The sequence below is a fragment of the Streptomyces pallidus (ex Mingjun et al. 2026) genome (assembly GCF_051550185.1).
Classification (GTDB): domain Bacteria; phylum Actinomycetota; class Actinomycetes; order Streptomycetales; family Streptomycetaceae; genus Streptomyces.
Genome location: NZ_CP196181.1, coordinates 6,105,397 through 6,131,574, shown reverse-complemented (window position 1 = coordinate 6,131,574; position 26,178 = coordinate 6,105,397). Strand labels below are relative to the sequence as shown.

At 74.1% G+C, this 26,178-nt stretch carries 23 protein-coding genes; 7 read left to right on the top strand and 16 right to left on the bottom strand.

Annotated elements, in window-relative coordinates; translation table 11 throughout:
- Positions 1-90: 90 nt before the first annotated feature.
- A complete protein-coding gene (locus ACSHWO_RS27180; RefSeq protein WP_385848544.1) occupies positions 91-1,284 on the bottom strand; it encodes an argininosuccinate synthase in 1,194 nt (397 codons plus the stop codon).
- 195 nt (positions 1,285-1,479) lie between these two features.
- On the opposite strand from ACSHWO_RS27180, the gene ACSHWO_RS27175 reads away from it, so the two are divergent.
- Genes ACSHWO_RS27175 through ACSHWO_RS27165 form a run of 3 tightly spaced genes read left to right on the top strand, consistent with a single transcriptional unit; the run spans position 1,480 to position 4,406 of the window.
- Positions 1,480-3,087 carry a HEAT repeat domain-containing protein gene (locus ACSHWO_RS27175; protein ID WP_438315788.1) on the top strand — a complete coding sequence of 536 codons (1,608 nt, stop codon included), beginning with the start codon at positions 1,480-1,482 and terminating at the stop codon, positions 3,085-3,087.
- A 44-nt stretch (positions 3,088-3,131) separates the two neighbouring features.
- Positions 3,132-3,713 (top strand): pyridoxamine 5'-phosphate oxidase family protein, encoded by a 582-nt coding sequence (locus ACSHWO_RS27170; protein ID WP_361102244.1) that lies wholly within the window; start codon positions 3,132-3,134, stop codon positions 3,711-3,713.
- 3 nt (positions 3,714-3,716) lie between these two features.
- Positions 3,717-4,406: a L,D-transpeptidase family protein gene (locus ACSHWO_RS27165; protein ID WP_385848546.1), complete on the top strand. Its 690-nt coding sequence runs from the start codon at positions 3,717-3,719 to the stop codon at positions 4,404-4,406.
- Between the two features lie 60 nt (positions 4,407-4,466).
- On the opposite strand, the gene ACSHWO_RS27160 is transcribed toward ACSHWO_RS27165, so the two are convergent.
- The 9 genes from ACSHWO_RS27160 to ACSHWO_RS27120 all read right to left on the bottom strand — a co-directional run bounded on the left by ACSHWO_RS27160 (position 4,467) and on the right by ACSHWO_RS27120 (position 13,848).
- On the bottom strand, positions 4,467-5,030 hold the full coding sequence (locus tag ACSHWO_RS27160) for an arginine repressor (protein WP_385849490.1): 564 nt from the start codon (positions 5,028-5,030) through the stop codon (positions 4,467-4,469).
- Positions 5,031-5,037: 7 nt separating this feature from the next.
- Positions 5,038-6,249: an acetylornithine transaminase gene (locus ACSHWO_RS27155; RefSeq protein ID WP_438315783.1), complete on the bottom strand. Its 1,212-nt coding sequence runs from the start codon at positions 6,247-6,249 to the stop codon at positions 5,038-5,040.
- Positions 6,246-7,172: an acetylglutamate kinase gene (gene argB / locus ACSHWO_RS27150; protein WP_438315780.1), complete on the bottom strand. Its 927-nt coding sequence runs from the start codon at positions 7,170-7,172 to the stop codon at positions 6,246-6,248. The genes ACSHWO_RS27155 and argB overlap by 4 nt, the downstream gene beginning before the upstream one ends.
- The gene (gene argJ / locus ACSHWO_RS27145) at positions 7,169-8,326 is read right to left on the bottom strand and encodes a bifunctional glutamate N-acetyltransferase/amino-acid acetyltransferase ArgJ (RefSeq protein ID WP_385849489.1); all 1,158 of its coding nucleotides are present in this window, start codon (positions 8,324-8,326) and stop codon (positions 7,169-7,171) included. The genes argB and argJ overlap by 4 nt, the downstream gene beginning before the upstream one ends.
- 73 nt (positions 8,327-8,399) lie before the next feature.
- Positions 8,400-9,428, bottom strand: a complete 1,029-nt coding sequence (gene argC, locus ACSHWO_RS27140) for an N-acetyl-gamma-glutamyl-phosphate reductase (RefSeq protein ID WP_438315777.1) — start codon at positions 9,426-9,428, stop codon at positions 8,400-8,402.
- Between the two features lie 129 nt (positions 9,429-9,557).
- A complete protein-coding gene (locus ACSHWO_RS27135; protein WP_385849488.1) occupies positions 9,558-10,925 on the bottom strand; it encodes a pyridoxal phosphate-dependent decarboxylase family protein in 1,368 nt (455 codons plus the stop codon).
- 56 nt (positions 10,926-10,981) lie between these two features.
- The gene (locus ACSHWO_RS27130) at positions 10,982-11,731 is read right to left on the bottom strand and encodes an N-acetyltransferase (protein WP_385849487.1); all 750 of its coding nucleotides are present in this window, start codon (positions 11,729-11,731) and stop codon (positions 10,982-10,984) included.
- Between the two features lie 40 nt (positions 11,732-11,771).
- Complete coding sequence (locus ACSHWO_RS27125; protein ID WP_361102193.1) at positions 11,772-12,347, bottom strand: histidine phosphatase family protein; 576 nt, start codon at positions 12,345-12,347, stop codon at positions 11,772-11,774.
- Positions 12,348-12,378: 31 nt separating this feature from the next.
- The gene (locus tag ACSHWO_RS27120) at positions 12,379-13,848 is read right to left on the bottom strand and encodes a PLP-dependent aminotransferase family protein (protein WP_438315773.1); all 1,470 of its coding nucleotides are present in this window, start codon (positions 13,846-13,848) and stop codon (positions 12,379-12,381) included.
- Here ACSHWO_RS27120 and ACSHWO_RS27115 point away from each other — a divergent pair.
- Both ACSHWO_RS27115 and ACSHWO_RS27110 read left to right on the top strand, forming a co-directional pair.
- Complete coding sequence (locus ACSHWO_RS27115; protein WP_438315770.1) at positions 13,847-14,791, top strand: DMT family transporter; 945 nt, start codon at positions 13,847-13,849, stop codon at positions 14,789-14,791. The genes ACSHWO_RS27120 and ACSHWO_RS27115 overlap by 2 nt on opposite strands.
- A 62-nt stretch (positions 14,792-14,853) precedes the next feature.
- Complete coding sequence (locus tag ACSHWO_RS27110) at positions 14,854-15,051, top strand: DUF1918 domain-containing protein (RefSeq protein WP_361102186.1); 198 nt, start codon at positions 14,854-14,856, stop codon at positions 15,049-15,051.
- Between the two features lie 25 nt (positions 15,052-15,076).
- Here the strand turns inward: ACSHWO_RS27110 and ACSHWO_RS27105 are convergent, their stop codons facing one another.
- Positions 15,077-16,375 carry a glycoside hydrolase family 10 protein gene (locus ACSHWO_RS27105; RefSeq protein WP_385849484.1) on the bottom strand — a complete coding sequence of 433 codons (1,299 nt, stop codon included), beginning with the start codon at positions 16,373-16,375 and terminating at the stop codon, positions 15,077-15,079.
- 175 nt (positions 16,376-16,550) lie between these two features.
- Between ACSHWO_RS27105 and ACSHWO_RS27100 the strand changes: the two genes are divergently transcribed.
- Positions 16,551-17,423, top strand: a complete 873-nt coding sequence (locus ACSHWO_RS27100) for a 3-hydroxybutyryl-CoA dehydrogenase (protein WP_361102180.1) — start codon at positions 16,551-16,553, stop codon at positions 17,421-17,423.
- Positions 17,424-17,523: 100 nt separating this feature from the next.
- Positions 17,524-18,879 carry an acyltransferase family protein gene (locus tag ACSHWO_RS27095; protein ID WP_438315765.1) on the top strand — a complete coding sequence of 452 codons (1,356 nt, stop codon included), beginning with the start codon at positions 17,524-17,526 and terminating at the stop codon, positions 18,877-18,879.
- On the opposite strand, the gene ACSHWO_RS27090 is transcribed toward ACSHWO_RS27095, so the two are convergent.
- The 5 genes from ACSHWO_RS27090 to pheS form a co-directional block, all read right to left on the bottom strand.
- On the bottom strand, positions 18,876-19,406 hold the full coding sequence (locus ACSHWO_RS27090; protein ID WP_438315762.1) for an NUDIX hydrolase: 531 nt from the start codon (positions 19,404-19,406) through the stop codon (positions 18,876-18,878). The genes ACSHWO_RS27095 and ACSHWO_RS27090 overlap by 4 nt on opposite strands.
- A gap of 52 nt (positions 19,407-19,458) precedes the next feature.
- Positions 19,459-20,799 (bottom strand): transcriptional regulator, encoded by a 1,341-nt coding sequence (locus tag ACSHWO_RS27085; RefSeq protein WP_438315760.1) that lies wholly within the window; start codon positions 20,797-20,799, stop codon positions 19,459-19,461.
- A gap of 361 nt (positions 20,800-21,160) precedes the next feature.
- Positions 21,161-22,324 (bottom strand): PP2C family protein-serine/threonine phosphatase, encoded by a 1,164-nt coding sequence (locus tag ACSHWO_RS27080; protein ID WP_438315757.1) that lies wholly within the window; start codon positions 22,322-22,324, stop codon positions 21,161-21,163.
- A 167-nt stretch (positions 22,325-22,491) separates the two neighbouring features.
- A complete protein-coding gene (gene pheT, locus ACSHWO_RS27075) occupies positions 22,492-25,020 on the bottom strand; it encodes a phenylalanine--tRNA ligase subunit beta (RefSeq protein WP_438315754.1) in 2,529 nt (842 codons plus the stop codon).
- Positions 25,020-26,150, bottom strand: coding sequence for a phenylalanine--tRNA ligase subunit alpha (gene pheS / locus ACSHWO_RS27070; RefSeq protein ID WP_361096131.1), 1,131 nt, complete (start codon positions 26,148-26,150; stop codon positions 25,020-25,022). Before pheS ends, pheT begins: the two co-directional genes overlap by 1 nt.
- Positions 26,151-26,178 lie beyond the last annotated feature (28 nt).

Here is a 26,178-nt window from a genome sequence, read left to right as displayed (position 1 = left end):
TGCATGGCTTCGGGTGGGGAACGGCCTCCCCGCCGCGCAGGTAACGGGGAGGCCGGCCGTCACGGGGTGCCCGCGCCGCGGGCACCGGGGTCAGCCCAGGTCGCGCTTGGCAGCGATCTTCGCGGAGAGGGCGAAGATGTCGATGAAGCCCTGGGCCTTGGACTGGTCGAAGGTGTCGCCGGTGTCGTAGGTGGCGAGGTTGAAGTCGTACAGCGACTCGTCCGACTTCCGGCCGGTGACGACGGCGCGGCCGCCGTGCAGGGTCATCCGGATGTCACCGGTGACGTGCTGGTTGGCCTCGTTGATGAAGCCGTCCAGCGCCCGCTTGAGCGGGGAGAACCACAGGCCGTCGTAGACGAGCTCGCCCCAGCGCTGCTCGACCTGCCTCTTGTAGCGGGCCAGCTCGCGCTCGACGGTGACGTTCTCCAGCTCCTGGTGGGCGGTGATCAGCGCGATCGCGCCCGGGGCCTCGTACACCTCGCGGGACTTGATGCCGACGAGGCGGTCCTCGACCATGTCGATCCGGCCGATGCCCTGGGCGCCGGCCCGCTCGTTGAGCTGCTGGATGGCCTGGAGGACGGTGACGGGCCGGCCGTCGATGGCGACCGGGACGCCCTCCTTGAAGGAGATGACGACCTCGTCGGGCTCGCGCGGGGTGGCCGGGTTGGAGGTGTACTCGTAGATGTCCTCGATCGGCGCGTTCCAGATGTCCTCGAGGAAGCCCGTCTCGACGGCGCGGCCGAAGACGTTCTGGTCGATGGAGTACGGGGACTTCTTGGTGGTGGCGATCGGCAGGTTCTTCGCCTCGCAGAAGGCGATGGCCTTGTCCCGGGTCATCGCGTAGTCGCGGACCGGGGCGATGCACTTGAGGTCGGGGCCGAGGGCCTGGATGCCGGCCTCGAAGCGGACCTGGTCGTTGCCCTTGCCGGTGCAGCCGTGGGCGACGATGCCGGCGCCGTGCTTCTTCGCGGCGGCGACCAGGTGCTTGACGATGGTGGGGCGGGAGAGCGCCGAGACCAGCGGGTAGCGGTCCATGTAGAGGGCGTTCGCCTTGATCGCCGGAAGGCAGTACTCGTTGGCGAACTCGTCCTTGGCGTCCGCGACCTCGGCTTCGACGGCACCGCAGGCGAGCGCGCGCTTGCGGATGACGTCCAGGTCCTCGCCGCCCTGGCCGACGTCCACGGCAACGGCGATGACCTCGGCGCCCGTCTCCTCGGCGATCCAGCCGATGGCGACGGAGGTGTCCAGGCCGCCCGAGTAGGCGAGTACGACGCGCTCGGTCACGGGTTTCTCCTTACGGTGCATTCCAGCGATGGGCATAACTATGCACTGCTCCGTATGTTTCGTCAATCGGCTGGATGGGCGCGCGCCTGACCAGCGGAAATATCGGCAGCGCCTTTCGCCTCCCGCCGAGTACGCTCCCGCTGCCGGGCGGCGGATCGCGCCACGGCGGGGCACCGGTCGAGCCGGGGAGGGCACGTGGCGGGGAGAAGGACGTGGGACGCGCACGCGGGGCGCACCGCGGCGCAGGCGCTGCTGTGCGGCGGCGAGGTCCCGGCCGGCGGGGTGCTGCGGAACCGCGGCCCGGAGGCCTGGCTGGCCTTCGACGCGCACGTACGCAGGACACTCGCCGGCCGGACCGGCTCGGGCGGGGCCGGCGCTGCGGGACCGGGCGGACCCGGCGCCGTGGGGCCTGGCGGGCCCGGTTCCGCCCGGCTCAGCGGGCCGGGCGGGACGGTGCGGCCTCGCCGCGGGCTGCTGCGCCGCACCGCCCGGCCCGTCGGGACGCCGCTGGAGGTGCTGCTGTGCCACCCCGACGGCCGGGTGCGGGAGGAGGCGCTCGGCGCGAGGCACGCCCCGGTGCCGCTGCCGCTCGTGGTGGTCCGCTGCACCGACCCGGTCCCTCAGGTCCGTGCACGGGCCCGCCGGCTGCTGGTCAGGGCGCTGGCCGCCGACGCCCCGTACACGGTCTCCACCGCGGTCCCGCTCGTCCTGCGGCTCGCCGGACGGGAGCGGGGCGCCTGGGCGGTCGAGCTGTTCGAAGCCGCCCTGCGGCTCCGGCCGCCGCGCCCCGGACAGTGGTGGGAGGTCGGCCTGCTCACGGGCCCGCCGTCCCGCAGGGAGGCGGACGGGATACTGGCCGGACTGCGCCGCGCGGCACATCCGCCGACCCGCCGCTTCGCCGCCCGCATCAGCCTCGCCCGCGGTGTCCTGGACCTGCCGGAGCTGGCCCGGCACGCCGGCGCCGAACGGGATCCGGCGACGGCGCGGATCTGGGCCGACGCCGCCCTCACGGCACTCGCGGCGGCACGGGCCGACACCCCGGCGGCCCATGCGGCGATCGACGCACTGCTCGGCAGCCCCCTCCCCGGGGTGCGCTCGGCCGGGGTCACCGCCCTGCGCGCGGCCGGGCGGACCGCCGAGGCCGACCGGTACCTCGCCGACCGCTCCGCCCCGGTCCGGGCCTGTGCGCGGTGGCTCGTCGGCCAGGACGGCGGTCAACCGCACGCCCGCTACCGCCGGCTGGTCAGCGACCCGGCCGGCCCGTCCCCGTACGCGGTGGCCGGCCTCGCCGAATGCGGCCGCGCCGACGACGTACCCCTGCTGCGGGAGCTGCTCGGGCACCCCGTCGGCCGGGTGCGCGCCGCCGCGCTGGCCGGACTGCGGCAGCTGGGCGCCGTCCCCGGCAGCACCGAACTGCTGGCGCTGCTGGACGACCCGGCCCCGTCCGTGGCACGCGAGGCCTGCCTGGCCCTGCTCCCGGTGGCCGGCCGGCTGGACCCCGGTCCGCTGGTCGCCCGCTGCACCCCGCGGGCGGGCCTGCACGTCCGCCGTGCGGCCTTCCGGGTGTTGCGCGCGCGGGGCGGGATCGAGGGGCTGCGGGCCGCGGTGGCCCTGTCCTCGGACTGGGAACCGAAGCTGCGCGGGGTGGCGCGGGCGACCGTACGCGGCTGGGACTGGCGGCTCGCCCGGTGCACCGGGCAGTCGGACCCGGCGGAGCTCGCCGCCCTGCTCCGCAGGTCCGCCCACCTGTTCAGCGCGGCGGAGCTGGCGGACCGACGGGCCCGTCTGCGGTCGGTGGAATGAAATCCCGTTCCCCGGGGAGGCGTTCGGCGCGGGACGATGTCCCCATGGGAAAACTGTACGAACGCATGGACGGCCGGCTGCGCACCTTCATCGAGGAGCAGCCGGTCTTCTTCACCGCGACGGCCCCGCTGGCGGCGGACGGCCACGTCAACCTGTCCCCCAAGGGCCGCAAGGGGACCCTCGTCGTCATCGACGAACTGACGCTCGCCTACCTCGACTTCGGCGGCAGCGGCGCCGAGACCATCGCCCACGTCCGGGAGAACGGCCGGATCACCCTGATGTGGTGCGCGTTCGACGGACGGCCGACCATCGTGCGGGTGCACGGCCGGGCCGAGGCCGTCTTCCGCGACGACCCGCGCTGGGGCGAGCTGATCGGCCGGTTCGCACAGGCCGACGGGCCGAGCGCGCGGGCGGTCATCGTCGTGCACGCGAAGCGGATCTCCGACTCCTGCGGGTTCGCCGTCCCCTTCATGGAGTACGGGGGCGAGCGCTCGCTCCATGCGGAGTACTTCGGCCGCCAGACGGACGAGGAGTTCGCCGCGTACTGCGAGCGGAAGGAGTACGTGGGGGTGAGTGTCGACGGCCTGCCTGCGCTGCCCCTGCCCCTTCCTCCGCGTACCGTCTGACATGTGCTCCGTACCGCTCTCGCAACCGGCTCACTGATCGTCACCGCCCTGCTCCCCCAGAACAGTCCGACGCTGCCGGACCAGCTCGCCGACACCGGCGGCGGCAGCCAGCTCATCACCGCCGTCGCACCCGCCGCCGGATCCACCACCGGACGGGTGGTCTGGTGGGAGCTGCTGGCGGGGCACTGGATCGAGAAGGGCAGCACCGACGCCCGGTTCGGGTCCAAGGGCCTGACCGACGGCGCGACCCGCGTCCAGGGCACGAACACCACCCCGACCGGCCTGTACGCCCTCCCGTACGCCTTCGGCATCCGTCGGGCCCCGGCCGGGACGGAGTACACCTACAGGCGGGTGACGGCCAACTCGTGGTGGTGCCAGGACATCGCCTCGACCAGCTACAACCGCTGGGTGGAGCCGCTGCCGGCGGACTGCGCGCCGGGCGAGTCCGAGCACCTGGTGACGTACGCGCGGCAGTACGCGCACGCCATGGTCATCGCCTACAACTACGACCAGCCGGTCCTCGGCCGCGGGGCGGGCATCTTCCTGCACGTCAACGGCAGGGGCGCGACGGCCGGCTGCGTGTCGGTGCCGGCGGAGGCGATGCGTGCGATCCTCCGCTGGGCCGATCCCGTGCGCAAACCGCACATCGTGATCGGCACGGCGTCCGGCGACCTGGCGATCACCCGCTACTGACGGCCCTCCTCCGCCCGGGCCTGCCGGACCGCAGCGGTCCGGCAGGCCCGGGCGGAGGCGTCAGCCTTCCTTCTGGGCCAGGCGGAGCAGGTGGTCGGCGAGGGCCTGGCCGCCCGCCGGGTCGCGGCTGATGAGCATCAGCGTGTCGTCGCCGGCGATGGTGCCGAGGACGTCGTGCAGTTCGGCCTGGTCGATCGCCGAGGCGAGGAACTGCGCGGCACCCGGCGGGGTGCGCAGGACGACGAGGTTCGCGGAGGCCTCCGCCGAGATCAGCAGTTCACCGGAGAGGCGCCGCATGCGCTCCTCCTTCGCCGACTCGCCGAGCGGGGCCTGCGGGGTGCGGAAGCCGCCCTCGCTGGGAACCGCGTAGATCAGCTCGCCGCCGGTGTTGCGGATCTTCACCGCGCCCAGCTCGTCGAGGTCCCGGGAGAGCGTCGCCTGGGTGACGCTCAGTCCGTCGTCGGCGAGCAGCTTGGCCAGCTGGCTCTGGGAGCGGACCGGCTGCCGGTTCAGGATGTCCACGATCCGGCGGTGGCGGGCGGTGCGCGTCTGGGGAACGGAAGGACCTCCACCGGCATCCGCCTGGGAGGACCCCCACTGCTCGTTGTCCTGCGCCTGGCTCATCGTCGTCTCATTCCCCGGTTCGTCCGTCCCCGTTGGCTGCGTCGAGGATGCCGGGCAGGGCCTGGAGGAACGCGTCCGCCTCGGCCTCGGTCAGCACGTACGGGGGCATGAGCCGTACGACGTCGGGGGCGGGCGCGTTGACCAGGAAGCCGGCGTCCTGGGCCGCCTGCTGCACCTGCGGTGCGTACGGCCCGGTCAGCACGATACCCAGGAGGAGGCCCTCCCCCCGGACATGGGAGACCAGCGGGTGGCCGCTGCCGCCGCGGAGGCCTTCGATTCCGGAGCGCAGCCGCTCGCCGAGGGCCTTGACCTCGTCGAGGAGTCCGTCCGCGGCGATGGTGTCGAGGACGGCGAGGCCGGCGGCGCAGGCGACCGGGTTCCCGCCGAAGGTGGTGCCGTGCTGGCCGGGTTGCAGGAGGTCCGCGGCCGGCCCGAAGGCGGCCACGGCGCCGATCGGGAGACCGCCGCCGAGGCCCTTCGCGAGTGTGACGAGGTCGGGGTCGACGCCCTCGTGGGCCTGGTGCTCGAACCAGTGGCCGCAGCGCCCGATGCCGGTCTGCACCTCGTCGAGGACGAGGAGGGTGCCGGTGGCGCGGGTGATCTCGCGTGCGGCCTTGAGGTAGCCGGGGGGCGGGACGACGACGCCGTTCTCGCCCTGGATCGGCTCGATGACGACGAGTGCGGTGTTCTCGGTGACGGCGGCCCTCAGGGCTTCGGCGTCACCGTAGGGGACGTGCGTGACGTCGCCGGGCAGCGGGCGGAACGGGCCCTGCTTCGCGGGCTGGCCGGTGAGCGCGAGGGCGCCCATGGTGCGGCCGTGGAAGCCGCCCTCGGTGGCGACCATGTGGGACCGCCCGGTCAGCCGGCCGATCTTGAAGGCGGCTTCGAGTGCCTCGGCGCCGGAGTTGCAGAAGAAAATCCGGCCGGGGCGGCCGAAGAGCTGGAGCAGCCGCTCGCCGAGGGCGAGGACGGGCTCGGAGGCGTAGAGGTTGGAGACGTGGCCGAGGGTGGAGACCTGGGCGGTCACGGCCGAGACGATCGCGGGGTGGGCGTGGCCGAGGGCGTTGACGGCGACCCCGCCGACGAGGTCGGTGTACTGCTTGCCGTCGGCGTCCCAGACCTGGGCGCCTTCGCCGCGGACGAGGGCCACGGCGGGCGTGCCGTAGTTGTTCGTGAGCGCGGCCTGCCAGCGGGCGGCGTACTCCTGATTGGCGGTCATGACGTCCTCCCTCCCGGGGTGGTGAGCGGCTTCGGGTCCGGCACGACCATCGTGCCGATCCCTTCGTCGGTGAAGATCTCCAGCAGGATCGAGTGCTGGACGCGCCCGTCGATCACCCTGGCGGTGCGCACCCCGTTGCGTACGGCGTGCAGGCAGCCCTCCATCTTGGGGACCATGCCGCTGGACAGCTCGGGCAGCAGCTCCTCCAGCTGGCTGACGGTGAGCCGGCTGATCACCTCGTCGCTGTGCGGCCAGTCGGCGTAGAGGCCCTCGACGTCGGTGAGGACCATCAGCGTCTCGGCTCCGAGCGCGGCGGCGAGCGCGGCGGCGGCGGTGTCGGCGTTGACGTTGTAGACGTGCCCGTCGTCGGCGCTGCGCGCGATGGAGGAGATCACCGGGATGCGGCCGTCGGCGAGCAGGGCCTCGATGGCACCGGTGTCGATGGCGGTGATCTCGCCGACCCGGCCGATGTCCACCTGCTCCCCGTCGATCTCGGGCATGTGCCGGACCGCGGAGATGGTCTGGGCGTCCTCGCCGGTCATGCCGACGGCGAGCGGGCCGTGCTGGTTGAGCAGGCCCACCAGCTCGCGCTGGACACGGCCGGCGAGCACCATCCGCACGACGTCCATGGCTTCCGGGGTGGTCACCCGCAGGCCGGCCTTGAACTCGCTGACCAGGCCTTCCTTGTCGAGCTGGGCGTTGATCTGGGGGCCGCCCCCGTGCACGACGACCGGGCGGATCCCGGCGTGCCGGAGGAAGACCACGTCCTGTGCGAACGCGGCCTTGAGCTCGTCGTCGACCATGGCGTTGCCGCCGAACTTGATCACGACCGTCCTGCCGTGGTGGCGGGTCAGCCAGGGCAGCGCTTCGATGAGGATCTGCGCCTTCGGGAGGGCGGTGTGCTTCCGCGCGGTACCGGTCATGAGCTGTAGGCGCTGTTCTCGTGGACGTACTCGGCGGTCAGGTCGTTGGCCCAGATGACGGCGGACTCTTCGCCGTGGGACAGGTCCGCGGTGATGCGCACCTCGCGGTCCTTCATGCTGACCAGGTCGCGGTCCTCGCCGACCGAGCCGTTCTTGCAGACCCACACGCCGTTGATGGCGACGTTCAGCCGGTCGGGGTCGAAGGCGGCCCCGGTGGTGCCGATGGCGGAGAGCACCCGGCCCCAGTTGGGGTCCTCGCCGTGGATGGCGCACTTGAGGAGGTTGTTGCGGGCGATGGACCGGCCGACCTCGACGGCGTCGGCCTCGCTGGCCGCGCCGACGACCTCGATGCGGATGTCCTTGCTCGCGCCCTCGGCGTCGCCGATGAGCTGACGGGCGAGGTCGTCGCAGACGGTCCGCACGGCCTCGGCGAAGTCCTCGTACGCCGGTACCTGCCCGGAGGCTCCGGAGGCGAGCAGCAGCACGGTGTCGTTGGTGGACATGCAGCCGTCGGAGTCGACCCGGTCGAAGGTGGTGCGGGTGGCGGAGCGCAGGGCCCGGTCGAGGGTGGCGCTGTCCAGGTCGGCGTCGGTGGTGAGGACGACGAGCATGGTGGCCAGGCCCGGTGCGAGCATGCCGGCGCCCTTGGCCATGCCGCCGACCGTCCAGCCCCCGCGCGTGACCGCGGCGGTCTTGTGGACGGTGTCGGTGGTCTTGATGGCGATGGCGGCGGCCTCGCCGCCGTCCGTGGAGAGGGCGGCGACGGCGGTGTCCACGCCGGGCAGCAGCCGGTCCATGGGGAGCAGGACGCCGATCAGGCCGGTGGAGGCGACGGCCACCTCGCCGGCGTTGTGCTCGCCGCCGAGGGCCTCGGCGACCTTCTCGGCGGTGGCGTGGGTGTCCTGGAAGCCCTTGGGGCCGGTGCAGGCGTTGGCACCGCCTGAGTTGAGGACGACGGCGCTGACGGTGCCGCCGCGCAGGACCTGCTCGGACCAGCGGACGGGGGCGGCCTTGACGCGGTTGGAGGTGAACACGCCGGCCGCGGCCAGGCGGGGCCCGTTGTTGACCACGAGGGCGAGGTCCGGGTTGCCGTTCTCCTTGATCCCCGCGGCGATTCCCGCCGCGGTGAATCCCTGTGCTGCCGTGACCGTCACTGCGTCTCCTCGTTCGCTTCTTCCGTCGTCGTCCGCAGCCCGGCGGCTGCGTGCAGGGCGCTCGTTACGGCGCTCACGGTGCGACTCCGATCGTGGACAGCCCCAGGCTCTCGCGGAGCCCGAGGGCGATGTTCATGCTCTGGACCGCGCCGCCGGCGGTGCCCTTGGTGAGGTTGTCGATGGCGCTGACCGCGATGATCCGCTGCGCGGCCCCGTCGTGGGCGACCTGGATCTGAACGGCGTTGGAACCGTAGACGGATGCCGTGGCCGGCCACTGGCCCTCGGGCAGCAGGTGGACGAAGGGCTCGTCCGCGTACGCCTTCTCGTACGCCGCGCGCACCGCGTCGGCGGTGGTGCCGGGGAGGGCCTTGGCGGAGCAGGTGGCGAGGATGCCGCGGGACATGGGCGCCAGGGTGGGGGTGAAGGAGACGGAGACCCGCTGCCCGGCGATCGGGGACAGGTTCTGCACCATCTCGGGGGTGTGCCGGTGGCCGCCGCCCACCCCGTACGGCGTCACCGAGCCCATGACCTCGGAGCCGAGCAGGTGCGGCTTGAGGGCCTTGCCGGCGCCGGAGGTGCCCGTGGCGGCCACGATCACGGCTTCCGGCTCGGCGAGCCGAGCGGCGTAGACCGGGTAGAGGGCGAGGGAGACCGCGGTGGGGAAGCACCCGGGGACCGCGATGCGCTTGGCCCCCTCCAGCGCGGCCCGGCCACCGGGCAGCTCGGGCAGACCGTAGGGCCAGGTGCCGGCGTGCGGGGCTCCGTAGAACCTGTCCCAGTCCGCGGAGTCCTTCAGCCGGTGGTCGGCTCCCATGTCGACGACGAGCACGTCGGGGCCGAGCTCGGCGGCGACGGCGCCGGACTGCCCGTGGGGCAGGGCGAGGAAGACCACGTCGTGGCCGGCGAGGACCTCGGCGGTGGTCGGCTCCAGGACGCGGTCGGCGAGCGGGAGCAGGTGGGGCTGGAGGGAGCCGAACCGCTGGCCGGCGTTGGAGTGGCCGGTGAGCGCGCCGATCTCCACCTCGGGGTGGGCCAGGAGCAGGCGCAGGAGCTCACCGCCCGCGTATCCGCTCGCTCCGGCCACTGCTGCACGTACCACCATCGGACCCTCCTGTTGGGATGGCATGACTATACGTAGCGCCGCAGTTTTATGCAATGTAGGTGATGTTGCCTCCCCCGGCCGTCGCCCCGCTGACCTGCGGCTGTGCGGGGCAGCGGCCGGGGGAGCGTGTCAGGCGCAGGTGACGGCCCGGCGAATCGCCGCCAGCGAACGCGCCACGTCCGTGTCGGTGGTCGACCAGTTGCTCACCGAGATCCGCATGACGCGCCGGCCGTGCCAGGTGGAGCCGCTGATCCAGGTGTCGCCTTCGGCGAGCAGCCGGGCGAGGACCCGGTCGGTGCGGTCGTCGCTGCCGAAGGAGGCGCAGACCTGGGTGAACACCACCTCGTTGAGGACGGTCGCGCCGTCGATCCCGGCGATCCCGTCGGCGAAGGCGCAGGCGTGCCGGCAGAGCCGGTCGACGAGGTCGGCCACCCCCGAGCGGCCGAGGGACCTGAGCACCGCCCACACGGGGAAGGCCCGGCCGCGCCGGGACAGCTCGGGGACCTTGTCGACCGGGTCGCCCAGCTCGTCGTGGATGAGGTAGTCGCCGCGCTGGCCCATCGCCGCCCGCAGCGCGGACGGGTCGCGCACGACGGCGAGGCCGCAGTCGTAGGGGACGTTGAGGGTCTTGTGGGCGTCGGTGGCCCAGGAGTCGGCGTCCGCGCAGCCGGCCGTCAGGTGTGCGTGCGCCGGGGAGACCGCCGCCCACAGGCCGAAGGCCCCGTCGACGTGCACCCATGCGTCCGCCCCGCGGGCGGCGCGGATCGCCTCGGGGAAGGGGTCGAAGGCGCCGGAGTGGATGTCCCCGGCCTGGAGGACCACGATCGTCGGGCCCGGTCCGCGCCCCGCCAGGGTGCGGCGCAGGGCCTCGGGGTCGATGCGCCCCTGGGCGTCCGCCGGCACGGTCTCGGGTGCGCCGAGCCCCAGGTAGCGCAGGGCCAGGTCGACGGCGATGTGGCGGTCGGCGCCGGCGACGACCCGGACGGGCGGGCCGCCGGCGAGCCCGTCGTGGGCGGCGTTCCAGCCGGCGGCGCGCAGCACCGCGTCGCGGCCGGCGGCGAGGCAGGTGAAGTTCGCCGTGGTGGCGCCGGTGGTGAAGCCGACCGCGCTGCCGCCGGGCAGGCCGAGCAGGTCGAGCAGCCACCCGCTCGCGATGTCCTCGGCCGCCGCGTAGGCGGGCGAGGCGGCGCGCATCACGCAGTTCTGGTCCCAGGCGCTGACCAGCCAGTCCGCGGCCAGCGCGGCCGGCTCCGTGCCGCCGACCACGAACCCGTGGAAGCGGCCGCTGGGGAACGCCGTCAGGCCCGGCTCGCAGGCCTCGGCCATCAGGTCGACGACCTCGGCGGGTACGCCGGGGCCGTCGGGCAGCTCGGTACCGAGCGCCCGCACGACCTCGTCGGCCGAGGCGCGGGCGGGCACCCGCCGCTCGGAGAGGCTCGCCAGCCAGCGCACGGCGTGCCCGTGCGCCCGTCGGAGCGCGGCCTCGCGCGCGTCCATACCTCGGACTATGGGACGGTCGCCGCCCCGTTGCAAGCGGCGGCCGCGGCCGGCCGTCAGGTCAGCGGGTGGCGGACCCAGACGTTCGGCTCCACGTACGCCGCGTAGCCCTGGACCGGGTCGCAGTGGACCGGGGTGAGGGCCCCGGGCACGTGGACCGGGCCGGCCGTGTCGAAGGGCAGGCCCGTCCAGGCGCGCCATTCGTCCAGGGAACCGGTGACCGTCATCGACAGCGGCGCGATCGAGTCGATCACCGCGCCGGCCCGGACGTGGACGCGCAGCCACGGGTCGTACGGCAGGCCGTCCTCGCGGGTGCGGTACGCGTACTCCTGCATCGGGGTGTCGGGCTCGGCCGGCTTGCCGCTCGGCCGCACCGGGGCCACCACCTCGGCGAAGCCGCGCGCACGGGCGTTGTCCCGCATCGCGGCCAGCATCCGCCCGGACAGGCCCTCACCCTGGCGGCCGGTGTCGACGCTGATCTCGACCGCGCTCACCGTGTCGGGCTCGATGCCGCGCCGCAGGTCGGAGAAGGCCCACATGACGACCTGGTCCCAGCCGCGGGCCGGCAGCACCCCGTCCCGGCCGGGCGCGTGCAGCGCGAACGGCACGCTGAAGCCGCGGGCGACCACCGTGTCGCCGTCCAGGGCGACCAACACGTACTCGGGCAGCTCCGACACCATCCGCGGGTACAGCAGCCAGGCGAGCGAGTCGTTGCCCGAGAACGCGGGCCACGAGTCCTCCATGTCGTACAGCCGCTCGGCGAGTTCGGGGCGCCCGGCGATCGTGGTGATCTCTATTCCGTTCATGTGCGCAGGTTAGGGGCGTTGCGGCGGCGACTCCACCGGATTAGGCGGGGGCCTGGAGCGAGAGGTGCCAGTGCCCCGACCAGCCGGTCAGGGTGATGGTCGACAGCGGCCGGACGTCCACGTTCCAGTACGTCTGCGGGGCGGCCCCGAGCGCGTACACCAGGGCGGCCCGCACCACCGAGGGCTCCGCGACCGCGACGATCGCGCCCCCGTCGTCGGCGGGCCGGGTGTCGAGCCAGCCGCCGATGCGGGAGATGAAGGCGAGGAGGGACTCGCCGCCGTGCGGGGTGGCGAGCGGGTCGCTGAGCCAGAGCTCCACCGCGCCGGGCTCTCGCGTGGCGACCTCGGCCAGGGTCAGTCCCCGCCAGCGGCCCATGTCGCACTCGCGCAGCGCCGGTTGGGCGAGCGGCGCGTACCCGAGGGCCCGGCCGGTGGCCCGGCTGCGCGGGCCGGGCGAGCAGTAGCGCAGTTCGGCGGCGCCCAGGGGCACCAGGCCGTGCGCGGCGGCCGACAGGGTGCGCCAGCCCTCGTCGTCGAGCGGGCGGTCGTCGTCGAAGCGCTCGGCGAGCAGTGCGGAGCCGCGGGCTGCAGCGACGAGCGAAACCCGAACGTTCATGCGGCGATGGTGGGCCGCGGGCCGCACCGGGTCAAGCGTCCGGACCGACGGCGCCGACGGGCTCCTCCCCCAGCCCGTCGCGCAGCCCGTCGCGCAGTCGGCGGACGGCCTCGCCGAGTTCCGCCGCGCCCGAGACCCCGGCGAAGCTCAGCCGTACGTACGGACCGGGGGGCTCCGCGCAGAAGTACGGGCGCCCGGGCGTGACCGCGACCCCGGCCCGCAGGGCGGCGGCCGCGAAGGCCGCCTCGTCGACCTCGCCGCCGGGGCGGGCCCAGAGCTGGAAGCCGCCGGTCGGCAGTCGGTCCGGCCGCAACCCGGGCAGTCCGCGGCGCAGCGCGCCGGCCAGCACGTCGCGCCGGTGACGCAGTTCGGCGGCGACCGTGCGCAGGTGGCGGGGCCAGGCCGGGGCGCCGACGAGTTCGAGGGCGGCCTCCTGGAGGGGGCGCGGCACGAAGAAGCTGTCCACGACCTGGATGGCGCGCAGCCGGTCCAGGACGGGGCCGCGGGCGGCGAGCGCGCCCACCCGCAGGCTCGGTGAGGTGATCTTGGTGAGTGACCGGACGTGCACGACGACCCCGTCGTGGTCCTCGGCGGCCAGGGTCGGGGGCAGCGGCGCGGCGTCCTCGTGGGCGAGGGCGCGGGCGTAGTCGTCCTCGACGACGAACGCCCCGGCCGCCCGCGCGATGCGCAGCACCTCGGCCCGCCGCTCGGGGGCGAGCACCGCGCCCGTGGGGTTCTGGAAGAGCGGCTGGCATACGAACACCCGTGCCCCGGTGGCTTCGAACGCGGCGGCCAGCAGCTCCGTCCGGACACCGTCCGCGTCGACGGGGACGGGCACGGGCCGGCACCCCGAAGCCCGGGCGATCGACAGCAGCCCGGGGTAGGTCGGCGACTCCACCAGGATCGGCGCCCCCGGCGGGGCCAGCGCCCGTACGGCGGTGGTCAGCGCGCTCTGCCCGCCCGCGGTGACCAGCACGTCGGCGGCGGAGACGGAACCGCCGATCTCGCGGGCGAACCAGTCGCGCAGCTCGGGCAGTCCTTCCACGGGCGGCCGCCCCCAGGCGCCGGGGCGCCGGCCGGCCCGGGCCAGGGCGGCGGCCATGGCCCGCTCGGGCTGGAGGGAGGGGTGCAGGTAGCCGCCGTTGAGCTCGATCACCCCGGTCGGCGGGGTCGCGAGGGAGCCGAGGACCCCGGAGGCGTCGACGGAGCGGGGGATGACCTCGCCGGCTCCCTCGGCGCTGAGGGCCACCTCCTGCCAGGAGGTGTCGCCGGCCGCGGGCTCGGCGGTGCGGGGGGCGGCCCGGAAGGCGCCGGCGCCGGGCCGGGTGACCACGAGGCCCTCGGCGGCGAGCTGGGCGAGGGCGCGGGAGACGGTGACGGGGCTGACCCGGAAGCGCTCCACGAGGGCCCGGCTCGACGGCAGCTTTCCACCTACCGAGTAGCGGTCCAGTTCGGAGCGCAGGACGTCCGCCAGTTCCGCCACACTGCTACGCTCATACATGAGAGCAAAGAATAGCGCTACCCCCTCCACCACGATAGCGGTCGCCATCCCGGGCGGAACCGGGGCCGGGACCGCGGGCCGTGCGGGGACCGGGACCGCGGCCGGCACCGCGCTCGCCTGCCTCGGGGTCGTCGCCTTCTCCCTGACCTTCCCCGCCACCGCCTGGGGCCTGGAGGGCTTCGGCCCCTGGAGCTTCGTCGCGCTGCGCAGCGTGCTCGCCGCCCTGCTCGCGGGCGTCTTCCTGCTGGCCGGGCGGGTCGCGCTGCCCGCCCGCGGGCACTGGGCGGGGCTGGCCGTGGTCGTCGGGGGCGTGGTCGTCGGATTCCCGCTGCTCACCACCCTGGCGCTGACCACTTCCACCACCTCGCACGCCGCCGTCGTGGTCGGGCTGCTGCCGCTCACCACGGCGGCCCTGTCCGCCCTGCGCACCGGCGTGCGGCCCTCGCGCCGGTTCTGGGCCGCGGCCGTCGCCGGAGCCGCCGTCGTCCTCGGCTTCACCCTGGCGGAGAGCGGCGGCTCGCTCTCCGCCGGCGACGGCTACCTGTTCGGGGCCCTGCTGGCCTGCGCCGCCGGGTACACCGAGGGTGCCCGGCTGGCCCGCGCCATGCCGGGCTGGCAGGTCATCGGCTGGGCGCTGGTGCTGGCCCTTCCGCTCACCCTCGCCGGTTCGGTGCTGGGGCTGGCGTACGAGCCGGTGCGGCTGACCGCCCACGGGCTGGCGGGCCTGGCGTGGGCGGCCGCGGGCTCCACCTTCCTCGGCCTGTACGTCTGGTACCGGGGCATGGCGGAGATCGGGGCCCCGCGGGCCAGCCAGCTCCAGTTGGCGCAGCCGCTGCTGACGCTCGTGTGGTCGGTGGCGCTGCTGGGCGAGCGGCTGTCGCCGGCCGCGCCGGCGGCCGCCTGCGCGGTGCTGGTCTGCATCGCCCTGACCCAGCGGGCTTAATCGGGACAATCCGCCGTAAACTGTCGTCACCGGACCGAGACCGCCTCCGAGGAGGTCAGCTTATGCGCGCGACCGAAGGCGACCAGTTGCTGCAGCACGGCAGAGTCGTGGGGCAGCACGACAAGGTCGGCGAGATCACTCAGGTACTGGGCGAAAACGGCAGCCCGCCCTACCGGGTCCGTTTCGCCGACGGCCACGAAGCCCTGATGTCCCCGGGCCCCGACTGCGTCGTGAAGCACCCGGAGGAACCCCGGCACTGATGCGGCGCAGCGGCGGCCCCGCGCCTCAGCGGGGCGGCACCGTCGTCGGGTAGTGGTCGGCGACCACCCTGGCCATCGCTCCATTGGGGTCCGCGGCCACCTGCTTCGCGGAGAAGTAGGCGTGGCCGCGGACCTCGGCGTACCGGCTCGCGAGGGTCAGGTGCCGGGACAGCTCGGCCGGATCGCGCCAGGCGGCCGTCGCGCTGTCGCGTTCGCAGCGGTACAGCGCCTCCCCGATGTACAGGTCGACGTCCGTCCCCGCGACGGTCTGCGCCCACCACGGGACGAGCTTCGCGTAGTCGGCCGTCGGATGGCCGATGTGCCAGTAGGCCTGCGGCACCACGTAGTCGATCCAGCCCTCGCGCACCCACATGCGGGTGTCCGCGTACAGGTCGTCGTACGTGGCCAGGGACTTGGTGTCCGAGCCGAGCGGATCCCGGTCCCGGTTGCGCCACACGGCGAACGGGCTGATGCCGAACCGGGCCGAGGGCCGTACCGACCGCACCTTCTCGGACATCTCCCGGACCAGCGCGTCGATGTTGGAACGGCGCCAGTCGGCGCGCGTGGCGAAGCCCGATCCGTGGCGCGCGTACGCGTCGTCGTCGTCGAAGTACTCCCCCGCGACGGGGTACGGGTAGAAGTAGTCGTCCCAGTGCACCCCGTCCAGCGCGTAGCGGGAGACGGCGTCGAGCATGGCCTCCTGTACGAAGGCGCGCACCTCGGGCAGCCCGGGGTTGTAGTACAGCTTGCCGCCGTACGGGACCGTCCAGCCCGGGTTGCGGCGGGCCGGGTGCGAGGACGCCAGGCGTGTGGGATCGGTGTGGTTGTTCGCCACCCGGTACGGGTTGAACCAGGCGTGCAGCTCCAATCCCCTGGCATGGGCGTCGGCGACGGCCGTGCCCAGCGGGTCCCAGCCCGGGTCGGCGCCCTGCCGGCCCGTCAGCCACTGCGACCAGGGTTCCCGGGCACCCGGCCACATCGCGTCGGCGGTGGGCCGGACCTGGAGGAACACCGCGTTCAGTCGGTTCGCGACGGCGGCGTCGAAGAGGGAGGACAGCTCGTCGCGCTGCTCCCCGGCGCCCAGCCCGGGCGCGGAGGGCCAGTCCACGTTCTCCACGGAGGCGATCCACATGCCGCGGAACTCCGGGGCGGCCTTCCGTCGCACCCCCGGCCGCCGCGCCGGCGCTGCCGCCGGCTGCGCTGCAGCGGGCTGCGCCGCTTCCGCTCCCCGCGCCGACTCCGCCGCCCGCGCCGGGCTCCCCGCGGCGGCGGCGATCACCCCCGCGGCTCCCGCCAGCAGTCCCCGCCGACCGATGTACGTCATGTGACGACTCCGTTCCGTTGCGTGACATCCCCTGTCTGCGCCCAGCATGCCCGCCCCGGCCCGCCACCACCGGCAAGATCGGGGGTAACGTCGGGGGGCGTGGCGGGCGCCGGATTGCAGTGACCACTGACGACAACGGGGGACCCGCCGACGACGGAGCAGCGAAAGGCACGAAGTGACTGACCTCCCTTCCGACATCACACGGGTCGGCGTAGTGGGCTGTGGCCAGATGGGTGCCGGCATCGCCGAGGTGTGCGCCCGCAGCGGTCTCGACGTGAAGGTCGCCGAGACGACGGGCGAGGCCCTGGAGCTCGGACGGACCCGGCTGCACAACTCGCTGACCAAGGCCGCCGCCCGCGGCAAGATCAGCGAGGAGGAGCGGGACGCCACCCTGGCCCGCCTCTCCTTCACCACCGACCTCGGCGAGTTCGCCGACCGCGACCTGGTCATCGAGGCGGTCGTCGAGAACGAGCAGGTCAAGACGGAGATCTTCCAGGTCCTCGACCAGGTGATCACCCGCCCCGACGCCATCCTCGCCTCGAACACCTCGTCGATCCCGCTGGTCAAGCTGGCCGTCGCGACCTCCCGGCCCGACCAGGTCATCGGCATCCACTTCTTCAACCCGGCCCCGGTGCAGAAGCTCGTCGAGCTGATCCCGGCGCTGACCACCGGCGAGGAGACCATCAAGCGGGCCGAGGCCCTGGTGCAGAACGTCCTCGGCAAGCACGCCATCCGCGCCCAGGACCGCTCCGGCTTCGTGGTCAACGCGCTGCTGGTCCCGTACCTGCTGTCCGCGATCCGGATGTTCGAGTCGGGCATCGCGAGCCGCGAGGACATCGACAACGGCATGGAGTTCGGCTGCGCCCACCCCATGGGCCCGCTCAAGCTCTCCGACCTGATCGGCCTCGACACGATCGCCTCGATCGCCGACTCGATGTACTCGGAGTTCAAGGAGCCCCTGTACGCCGCTCCCCCGCTGCTCCAGCGCATGGTCGACGCCGGCCGCCTCGGCCGCAAGACCGGCTCGGGCTTCTACGCCTACGGCTGAGCCACCCCGCCCGCCCCGCCGCCCGGGCCGGGACCCGGCGGCAGTGTGAGAAGAGCCTCGGTCGTCCTCGCGACGACCGAGGTACCGGTAGGGTCCTGCGGTGAAGTCGTCCCCCTCCTCCCCCGCCGAGCCGGGCGCCCGGCTCGGCTGGCTCGACGCGCTGCGCGGTGTCGCCGCCCTCATCGTGGCCCTGCACCACTTCGACGTCCTGCGGATGTTCCCCCACCGGGACACCGTCACGCAGCACTTCGACATGGGCCTGTTCGGCGTGATGCTCTTCTTCATCGTCAGCGGCTACATCATCCCGGCCTCGCTGGAGCGCCGCGGCGACGTCCGGGCGTTCTGGATCGGCCGGATCTTCCGGATCTACCCGGCCCTGATCGCCGCCCTGGTCGTCTCGATCATGATGCTGCCGGCGGGCGACGGGGCGGTCTCGCTGCTGAGCACCGGCGACGACACCGCGTCGCTGGTCGCGAACGGCCTGATGCTCCAGGACATGCTCGGGGTCACCAACAGCATGAACGTCACCTGGACGCTCTGCTACGAGATGGTCTTCTACTTCTTCGTGACCGCCCTGTTCACCCGCGGACTGCACCGCCACAGCGGCCCGATCGCCGTGGCCTGCGCCGCCGCGGCCCTGGGGGTCGGCACGGCCGTCGGGGGCGGGCTGCTGTCCACCGGACTCGGCTCGACCCGACTGCTCCTGCTGATCGTCACGCCGGTCGCGCTCGCCGGCCTCGCCGGGGTCCTCAGCGGCAGGCGGTGGGCGACCGGCGCGGGCGCCGCACTGCTGGCCGGGCTCGGCCTGGTGCTGACCACGCTGAACGGCCGGGCACCCTGGTTCGAGACCTGGATGATCTTCGCCACGATGTTCGCCGGCACGGCCGTCCACCGGGCGCAGCACGCTGCCCCCTCCGGCCGGATCCGCACCCTGTCGCTGCTGTCCTGCGGGTTCGTGGTCGTCGCGGGCGTGCTCGTCGGATGGCTGTACAACCGGGGCGGCCACGCGCACGACACCTGGACGGCGAGCTGGAAGGCCTGGTCCCTGTCCTACCTGGCCGCGTGGGCCGTGTTCGGGCTCGGGTTCCTGCTGCGCGGGCGCCGCTTCCCACGGGTGCTGACCTGGCTGGGTGCGGTCAGCTTCTCGGTGTACCTGCTGCACTTCCCGCTGCTGCGCACGATCGGCCCGCTGGTCGGGGTGCCGCCGCAGCCCTCGTCCGCGCTGGGCCGCCTCGTGTGGACCGTCCTGTTCCTCTCGGTGGTGCTGGTCGCGAGCCAGCTGCTGTACCGCCTGGTGGAGCTGCCGGTGCAGAACCTCGGCCGGCGCGTCCAGCGGGCTGCCGACCGGCGGTGGCCCCGTGCCGGGGCCGGCACCCGGGCCGATCTGGTGCCCCCGCAGCGGGCTGCCGCGGAGGAACCGGTCCGGGCGGGTGCCGGCGGGCGGAGCGGCGGCTAGCCCAGCCGCAGGTGGTGGAGGAGGAGCAGGCCGGCGGCCATGTTCGCGGCCGGGACCTCGCCGCGGGCGATCATCTCCGGCACGAGTTTCAACGGCACCCACTCGCGCCGCGAGGACTCGAAGTCGTCCTGGGGCCGGCCCGTGTACGTGGCCCCCTCCGACCAGAAGAGGTGGTGACGGGCGTCGGTGAGCCCGTTGGAGGGCTCCACGGTCAGCAGGTGGTGCAGCGGGCCGGGCCGCCAGCCCGACTCCTCCTCCATCTCCCGGGCCGCCGCCTGCGCGAGGTCCTCGCCGTCCTCGACCACGCCCGCGGGCAGTTCCCAGCCCCAGCTGTCGGTGATGAAGCGGTGCCGCCACAACAGCAGCACCTCGTCGGCCTCGTTGACGGCCGTGGCGGCGGCGACCGGCCGCAGCCGGATCACGAAGTGGTCCAGGTGCCGGCCGTCGGGAAGTTCCACATCGGCGAGGTTCACGTCGAACCAACGGTTCTTGTACACGGTCTGCTCACTCAGGTTCGTCCACTGCACGGTTCTGCCACCTTCCGGATCGTCGGTGGCAACATGGCAGCAGCCGCGGCGGTCACAGCGGAACGCGCAGCGCCTCGTCGATGAGCCGTGCCGTCTCCGCGGCGCCCTGGCAGCCGCTGCTCAGCAGTTGTTCGCGGACGGCCCGCAGCCGGTCCCGCAGCCGCAGCGACTCCATCCCCCTGACCCGTTCGGCCATTTCTGCGGCCGTGGCCGCCGCCCCGTCCGCCTCCCCCTGCCGCAGCTGGACCTCGCACAGCATCGCCAGCCGGTGGACCCGGCCGCGGTCGTGGGCGGGGGTGCCGACCGCGGCGGCCGCCTGCTCGTGCGCGGCGTCGAGGTCCCCGAGGCTCAGCAGGGCCTCGGCCACCTGGACGTTGACCAGCCCGGGCTGGACGTATCCGGTCTCGTCCGGCTCCGAGCCCGGCCGGATCCGCCCGGCGGCCGCCTCGGCGTGCCGGATACAGGCCAACGCGGCAGCAGGGTCGCCGAGTTGGGCGTACGCCTTGGCCTGCATCGCGTACAGGTCGGCGGTCAGGGCCGGGGTGGTGTCCCGGCTCGCGCAGCGCAGTGCGGCCTCGGCGAAGGCGACGGCCTGGCGGTGTTCGCGCAGGTGCAGGGACTGGTTGACGAGCAGCGCGATGACGTACGCGCCGAGCCCCCGGTCCCCGCTGGCCTTGGCCAGCCGCAGCGCCTGGTGGAAGTAGCGCTGGGCGAGGCCGTGGGCGTCGGAGTCGTACGCGCAGATCCCCGCGACGGCCACCAGGGATCCGGCGGCCCGGTGCAGCCTGCGGCCCAGCTCGTCGGGGTAGCTGCCGCGCAGCATGGGCGCGGTCTCGCTGCCGAGGAAGCGGACGATGCGGGCCCGGGTGGCGACCCCGCCGGACCGGCGGTACATCAGCTCGTAGTGGGCGCGGGCGGCCCGCAGGATCTCGATGTGCTCGGGCCCGATCCGCAGCGGCCCGTCGCGGGACACGTCGGCGTCCTCCGGCGGGTTCTCCCACTCCCAGACGGGGATCACGGCGGGGGTGCCGGTGACCGCCTCGGTGGTGAGCAGCGGGAAGCGCCCCTGCTGGTCGGAGCGCCACAGGGCGGCGGCCCGGTCGACGAAGCCCCGGAGCGGGGAGGAGTGCGGGCCGGTGGGCTGGCCGGGCAGCCCGAGGCCGACGTCGTCCAGGGAGACCGGGCGGCGGAGCCGGCCGCCGAGCACCTCGCAGATCAGGTCGGGGACCTGGCCGCGCGGCCGCTGTCCCTTCAACCAACGGGTGACGGCGGTGTGTTCGTAGCGCAGGGCGAGACCGCGGGACCGGCCCGCCTGGTTCACGTGCGCGGCGAGGCCGGCGTGGGACATGCCCGCCTCGGCGAGGAGGGCGTCGAGCAGGGTGTTGGGCTGCATGGGCCCCTCCAAGGGCTCGTCGGTCTCAGGCTAGTGGGTGCGGGGTTCACCCGGGGTGTGAAACGAGTACGCGCATAAATGCGATACGCACTCTGCCGCGGGGGCCCCGAGAGCGGTTCACTGAAGAGCCTCGCCAAAGAGGCAGCCCGGGTCGTCGGCTCCCCCTCGTACAGTGCGACGACCCGCACCGCGCCGCCCGTCGTGCTGTCTGCCCGACACTCCACGGCAGGCGGGCGGCGCGCCTCGGCGCCCGCCGGCACCCGGTTGGTCACCGGGTCCCGGCGGGGGCCGGGAGGAACGCGCGCCGGGCCCTCCCACCGGGGCCCGGTGTGCGGTTCCGGTCGCCGCCCCGGTCCGGGGTTCAGGCGCAGCGGTCGCTGCGGAGGACCAGCAGGGCGACGTCGTCGGTGAGTCGCCCGCCGGTGTGCCGCAGCAGTGCGGCGTGGACTCCCGCGACCAGCCTCGCGGGCGCGGGCGCCGGCGTCCCGGCCAGGATCCCGGCCAGGACGCGGGGCAGCGGGAAGAACCGGCCGGCGGCGTCGCGGGCGTCCTCGGCACCGTCGGTGTGCAGGAACAGGAGCTCCCCGGGGCGCAGTTGGCCGCAGTCCCCGGCCACCAGCCCGTCGGGCACGGGAACCACCCCGAGCGGTGGCAGCGGCTCGCCCCCGTCGAGCACCCGCACCCCCTCCGCCGCGGGTTCCCCGTCCGCTGCCCGTTCCGGCGGCGGCCGGAGCGCACACCTCCTCCTCGTCCGGGGCGCGGCCCCTGCGGGCCCCGCCGACGGGTACGCCACCGGTCCGGGCGGCGCCGGGACCGGGGACGCGGCGGCGGGGACGGCCCCGCAGTGCTCCAGGGCCCCGTCCGGCCGGCGCAGCAGAACGGGCCACGGGTGCCCGCAGTTGAGGGCCGTCACGGCCCCGTCCCGCCCGATCTCCAGCAGCAGCACCGTCACGAACTCCTCCGCGGAGGGCGATTCGGGCTCGGCCGGGCAGGCCGACGGGTGTTCCGCCCGCGCCCGCTGCCGCACGTGCCGGGCGAGCGCCCGCTCCATGCGCCGCAGCACCCCGGCCAGCGCGGCCTCGTCGTAGGCCGCCTCACGGAAGGCGCCGAGCACCGCCGCCGCGGCCGCCAGCGCCGGCAGGCCGTGGCCGCGTACGTCCCCGATGACGACCCGCACCCCGTACGGGGTCGGGACGGCCTCGTACAGGTCGCCGCCGACCGCCGCGCCCCGGCTCGCCGACAGCTGGGCCGCCGCCACCGCGAGGCCCTCGATCCGCGCCGGCAGGGGCCGCAGCAGCGCCCGCTGGGCGGCGCCGGCGATCTCCTGGGAGCGTCTGAGCCGGGCCTTCAGGCCGCGCCGGACGTGCAGGACGCAACCGGCGGCGAGGAGCAGGAAGGCGGCGCAGCTGGCCAGCCCGGCCCACAGCGGCCGGCCGGGCGCGGACAGTTCCCATGACACCGCGGCGCCGCCCCACGTGAGGACGCCCGCCCGGCGCAGCTGGGGCATCTCCCCACGCGTGATCATCCCTGGGACTCCCGTGTCCGGCCCTGGGCACCCGGCCGCCTCGATTCTTTCGACCCGCCCCGCCCCGGGGACACGGCTGGAGGGGGTTCTCACCCGAATGAGTGAGGGGCGCATCCGGTTCCCCGGATGCGCCCCTCACCTGGCCCTACGTCTGCTGACGGCGTCGCCTACGCGCCGCGCAGCACCGCCCCCGTGTGCTCGGTGGCCAGCGCCACCGCCGCGTCGCGGGCGGCCGTGGACTCCTCGACCGTCAGCGTGCGGTCGGCCGCGCGGAAGCGCAGCGCGTACGCCAGGGACTTCTTGCCCTCGCCGACCTGCTCACCGGTGAACACGTCGAACAGCCGCAGCGATTCGAGCAGTTCGCCCGCGCCCTTGCGCAGCGCCGCCTCGACGTGGGCCGCCGGGACGGACGCGTCGACGATCAGCGCGACGTCCTGGGTCGCCACCGGGAAGGAGGAGATCCGGGGCGCGACCACGGCCTCGCCGCCGGCCGCCGCGAGGCGGTCCAGGTCGAGCTCCATCGCGCTGGTGCGGGCGGGCAGGCCCAGCGCCTTCACGACGCGCGGGTGCAGCTCGCCGGCGTGACCGATGACCTGCTCGACCCCGTCGAGGGTGACGACGAGCTCGGCGCACCGGCCCGGGTGCCAGGGGCCGTACTGGCCCTGGCGGACCACCAGCTCCGCACCGGCCTCGACGGCCAGCGTGCGGGCGGCCTGGACGGCGTCCGCCCAGTCGGCGGGGCGGCCCTTGCCCCACCAGCCGGCCTGCTCGCGCGCACCGGCCAGCACGACCGCGGCGTACCGCGGCTGTGCCGGCAGGGCGGCGTCGAGCGTGGCGATCTCCTCGTCCGTGGGACGGCGGTCGACGGGCAGCCGCACCGCGACGCCCGCCCGGTCGCCGGCCCGGAAGACCGAGCCTGTCTCGAACAGGGCGAGGTCGTGGCTGCCGCGGCTGTCGTTGCGGCGCAGCGCGTGGAGCAGGCCCGGCAGCAGCGTGGTGCGCAGCGCCGGCTCCTCGTCGGAGAGCGGGTTGACCAGCTTCACGACCTGGCGGGCGGCGTCGTGCGCGGGAAGCTGGAGCTGGTCGAAGACCTGCTCGCCGAGGAACGGGTAGTTCAGCGCCTCGACGTAGCCGGCCCCGGCCAGCGCCCGGCCGACCCGGCGGTGCAACTGCTGGCGGGCGGTCAGACCGCGGCCGGAGGGCACCTGGGGCAGGGTCGACGGGAGGTTGGCGTAGCCCTCCAGCCGGATGACCTCTTCGGCGAGGTCGTTCGGCGCGGCGAGGTCGGGCCGCCACGACGGGACGGTGACGACGAGCTCGTCCTGGCCGTAGACGTCGCAGCCGACCTCCTGGAGGCGGCGGACGACGGTCTCGCGGCCGTAGTCCATGCCCGCGACCCTGTCCGGGTGGTCCGCGCGCATCGCGATGGTGCGCGGGGCGCCCGGGGCGACGAGCTCGGTCACGCCGGCCTCGGCGGTGCCGCCGGCGAGCAGCACCAGCAGGTCGACGGTCCGCTGCGCGGCCGCGGAGGCCGCCTGCGGGTCGACGCCGCGCTCGAAGCGCTTGGAGGACTCCGAGGACAGCTTGTGGCGGCGGGCGGTGCGGGAGATCGCGATCGGGTCGAAGTGCGCGGCCTCGATGACGACGTCCGTGGTGCCGGTGACCTGGCCGGTCTCCGGGTCCGTGACGGAGTCGGCGATCTCGGTGTCGGCGCCGCCCATGACACCCGCGAGGCCGATCGGCCCGCTGTTGTCGGTGATCACCAGGTCCTCGGCGTCGAGGGTGCGCTTGACCCCGTCGAGGGTGGTGAACTTCTCGCCCTGCTCGGCCCGCCGGACGCCGATGGCGCCGTCCAGGCGGGAGCGGTCGTAGGCGTGCAGCGGCTGGCCCAGTTCGAGCATCACGTAGTTCGTGACGTCGACGGCGAGGGAGATCGGGCGCATGCCCGCCTTCTGCAGGCGGCGCTTGAGCCAGATCGGGGACTTCGCCTCGGGGTCCAGGCCCGTGACGGTGCGCGCGGTGAAGCGGTCGCAGCCGGCCGGGTCGTTGATCTTGACGAGGTAGCCGTACGAGTTGGGCGCCGGGACGTCGAGCAGCGCCGGGTCGCGCAGCGGCAGGCCGTACGCGGTGGCGGTCTCGCGGGCCACACCGCGCATCGACAGGCAGTAGCCGCGGTCCGGGGTGACGGCGATGTCGAGGACCTCGTCGACGAGCTGCAGCAGCTCGATCGCGTCGGTGCCGACCTCGTGCTCCGGCGGCAGCACGATGATGCCGTGCGTGCCGTCGTCGCCCATCCCGAGCTCGTCGCCCGAGCAGATCATGCCGTGCGAGTTCCTGCCGTACGTCTTGCGCGCGGCGATGGCGAAGTCGCCGGGCAGGACGGCGCCGGGCAGGGCCACGACGACCTTGTCGCCGACGGCGAAGTTGCGGGCGCCGCAGACGATCTCCTGGGGCTCGCCGGTGCCGTTGGCCTGGCCGACGTCGACGGTGCAGAAGCGGATCGGCTTCTTGAAGCCCTCCAGCTCCTCGATGGTCAGCACCTGGCCGACGGCGAGGGGGCCGGTCAGGTCGGCGCCGAGCTGCTCGACGGTCTCGACCTCCAGACCGGCGTCGATGAGCTTGGCCTGCACGTCACGACCGGTCTCGCCCGCAGGCAGGTCGACGTACTCCCGCAGCCAAGAAAGCGGGACCCGCATCAGATCTCCATCCCGAACGGCCGGGTGAACCGGACGTCACCCTCGACCATGTCTCGCATGTCTTCCACGTTGTGCCGGAACATCAGCATCCGCTCGATGCCGAAGCCGAAGGCGAACCCGCTGTACTTCTCGGGGTCCACACCGCAGGCGGTGAGCACCTTCGGGTTGACCATGCCGCAGCCGCCGAGCTCGATCCAGCCCTCGCTGGAGCAGGTGCGGCAGGGACGGTCGGGGTTGCCCACCGACGCGCCGCGGCACACGTAGCACTGCATGTCCATCTCGGCGGACGGCTCGGTGAACGGGAAGAAGTTCGGGCGCAGCCGGGTGGTCACGTCGTCGCCGAAGAGCGCCTTGACCATGTGGTCGATGGTGCCCTTCAGGTCGGCCATGGTCAGGCCCTCGTCGACGGCGAGCAGCTCGACCTGGTGGAAGACCGGGGTGTGCGTGGCGTCGAGCTCGTCGGTGCGGTACACGCGGCCCGGGCAGACGACGTAGACGGGCGGCTCGCGGCGTTCGAGCAGCGAGCGGGCCTGCACGGGCGAGGTGTGCGTGCGCAGCACGACGCCGGACTCGTCGCCCTCGACCCCCTCGGGGCCCTGGACGAAGAAGGTGTCCTGCATCTGCCGGGCCGGGTGGTCGGGCGTGAAGTTGAGGGCGTCGAAGTTGAACCACTCCGCCTCCACCTCGGGGCCCTCGGCGACCTCGTAGCCCATGGCGACGAAGACGTCCGCGATGCGGTCCATCAGCGTCGTCAGGGGGTGGCGGGCGCCTGCGGGGACGCGGTCGTACGGCAGCGTGACGTCCACGGCCTCCTCGACCAGCACGCGCTCGTCGCGCTCGGCCTCCAGCTGGGCGAGGCGCTCCGCGTACGCCTTGTTCACGGCGCCGCGGGCCTGGCCCACGCGCTTGCCCGCCTCGGCCTTGGCCTGCGGGGGCAGCGCGCCGATCTCGCGGTTGGCGAGGGCGAGCGGCGAGGTGCCGCCCGCGTGGGCGGTCTTCGCGTGCGCCAGTTCGTCGAGGTCGCCGGCGGCCGCGAAGGCGGCGAGCGCCTCGTCCCGCATGCGCTCGATCTCTTCCGGTTTCAGTGCCTCGACCTCGACAGGGTCGTACGACTTGTTGGGTGCCGACATCTCTTCCCGTACTTCCGATGGGCTGGCT

Coding starts and splice junctions, on each gene's coding strand:
- ACSHWO_RS27170 (WP_361102244.1), top strand. CDS start 3,132: ATGGGAAAACTGTACGAACGCATGGACGGCCGGCTGCGCACCTTCATC.
- ACSHWO_RS27160 (WP_385849490.1), bottom strand. CDS start 5,030: ATGAGCCAGGCGCAGGACAACGAGCAGTGGGGGTCCTCCCAGGCGGAT.
- ACSHWO_RS27155 (WP_438315783.1), bottom strand. CDS start 6,249: ATGACCGCCAATCAGGAGTACGCCGCCCGCTGGCAGGCCGCGCTCACG.
- argB (WP_438315780.1), bottom strand. CDS start 7,172: ATGACCGGTACCGCGCGGAAGCACACCGCCCTCCCGAAGGCGCAGATC.
- argC (WP_438315777.1), bottom strand. CDS start 9,428: ATGGTGGTACGTGCAGCAGTGGCCGGAGCGAGCGGATACGCGGGCGGT.
- ACSHWO_RS27135 (WP_385849488.1), bottom strand. CDS start 10,925: ATGGACGCGCGCGAGGCCGCGCTCCGACGGGCGCACGGGCACGCCGTG.
- ACSHWO_RS27130 (WP_385849487.1), bottom strand. CDS start 11,731: ATGAACGGAATAGAGATCACCACGATCGCCGGGCGCCCCGAACTCGCC.
- ACSHWO_RS27125 (WP_361102193.1), bottom strand. CDS start 12,347: ATGAACGTTCGGGTTTCGCTCGTCGCTGCAGCCCGCGGCTCCGCACTG.
- ACSHWO_RS27115 (WP_438315770.1), top strand. CDS start 13,847: ATGAGAGCAAAGAATAGCGCTACCCCCTCCACCACGATAGCGGTCGCC.
- ACSHWO_RS27120 (WP_438315773.1), bottom strand. CDS start 13,848: ATGTATGAGCGTAGCAGTGTGGCGGAACTGGCGGACGTCCTGCGCTCC.
- ACSHWO_RS27110 (WP_361102186.1), top strand. CDS start 14,854: ATGCGCGCGACCGAAGGCGACCAGTTGCTGCAGCACGGCAGAGTCGTG.
- ACSHWO_RS27105 (WP_385849484.1), bottom strand. CDS start 16,375: ATGACGTACATCGGTCGGCGGGGACTGCTGGCGGGAGCCGCGGGGGTG.
- ACSHWO_RS27085 (WP_438315760.1), bottom strand. CDS start 20,799: ATGCAGCCCAACACCCTGCTCGACGCCCTCCTCGCCGAGGCGGGCATG.
- ACSHWO_RS27080 (WP_438315757.1), bottom strand. CDS start 22,324: ATGATCACGCGTGGGGAGATGCCCCAGCTGCGCCGGGCGGGCGTCCTC.
- pheT (WP_438315754.1), bottom strand. CDS start 25,020: ATGCGGGTCCCGCTTTCTTGGCTGCGGGAGTACGTCGACCTGCCTGCG.
- pheS (WP_361096131.1), bottom strand. CDS start 26,150: ATGTCGGCACCCAACAAGTCGTACGACCCTGTCGAGGTCGAGGCACTG.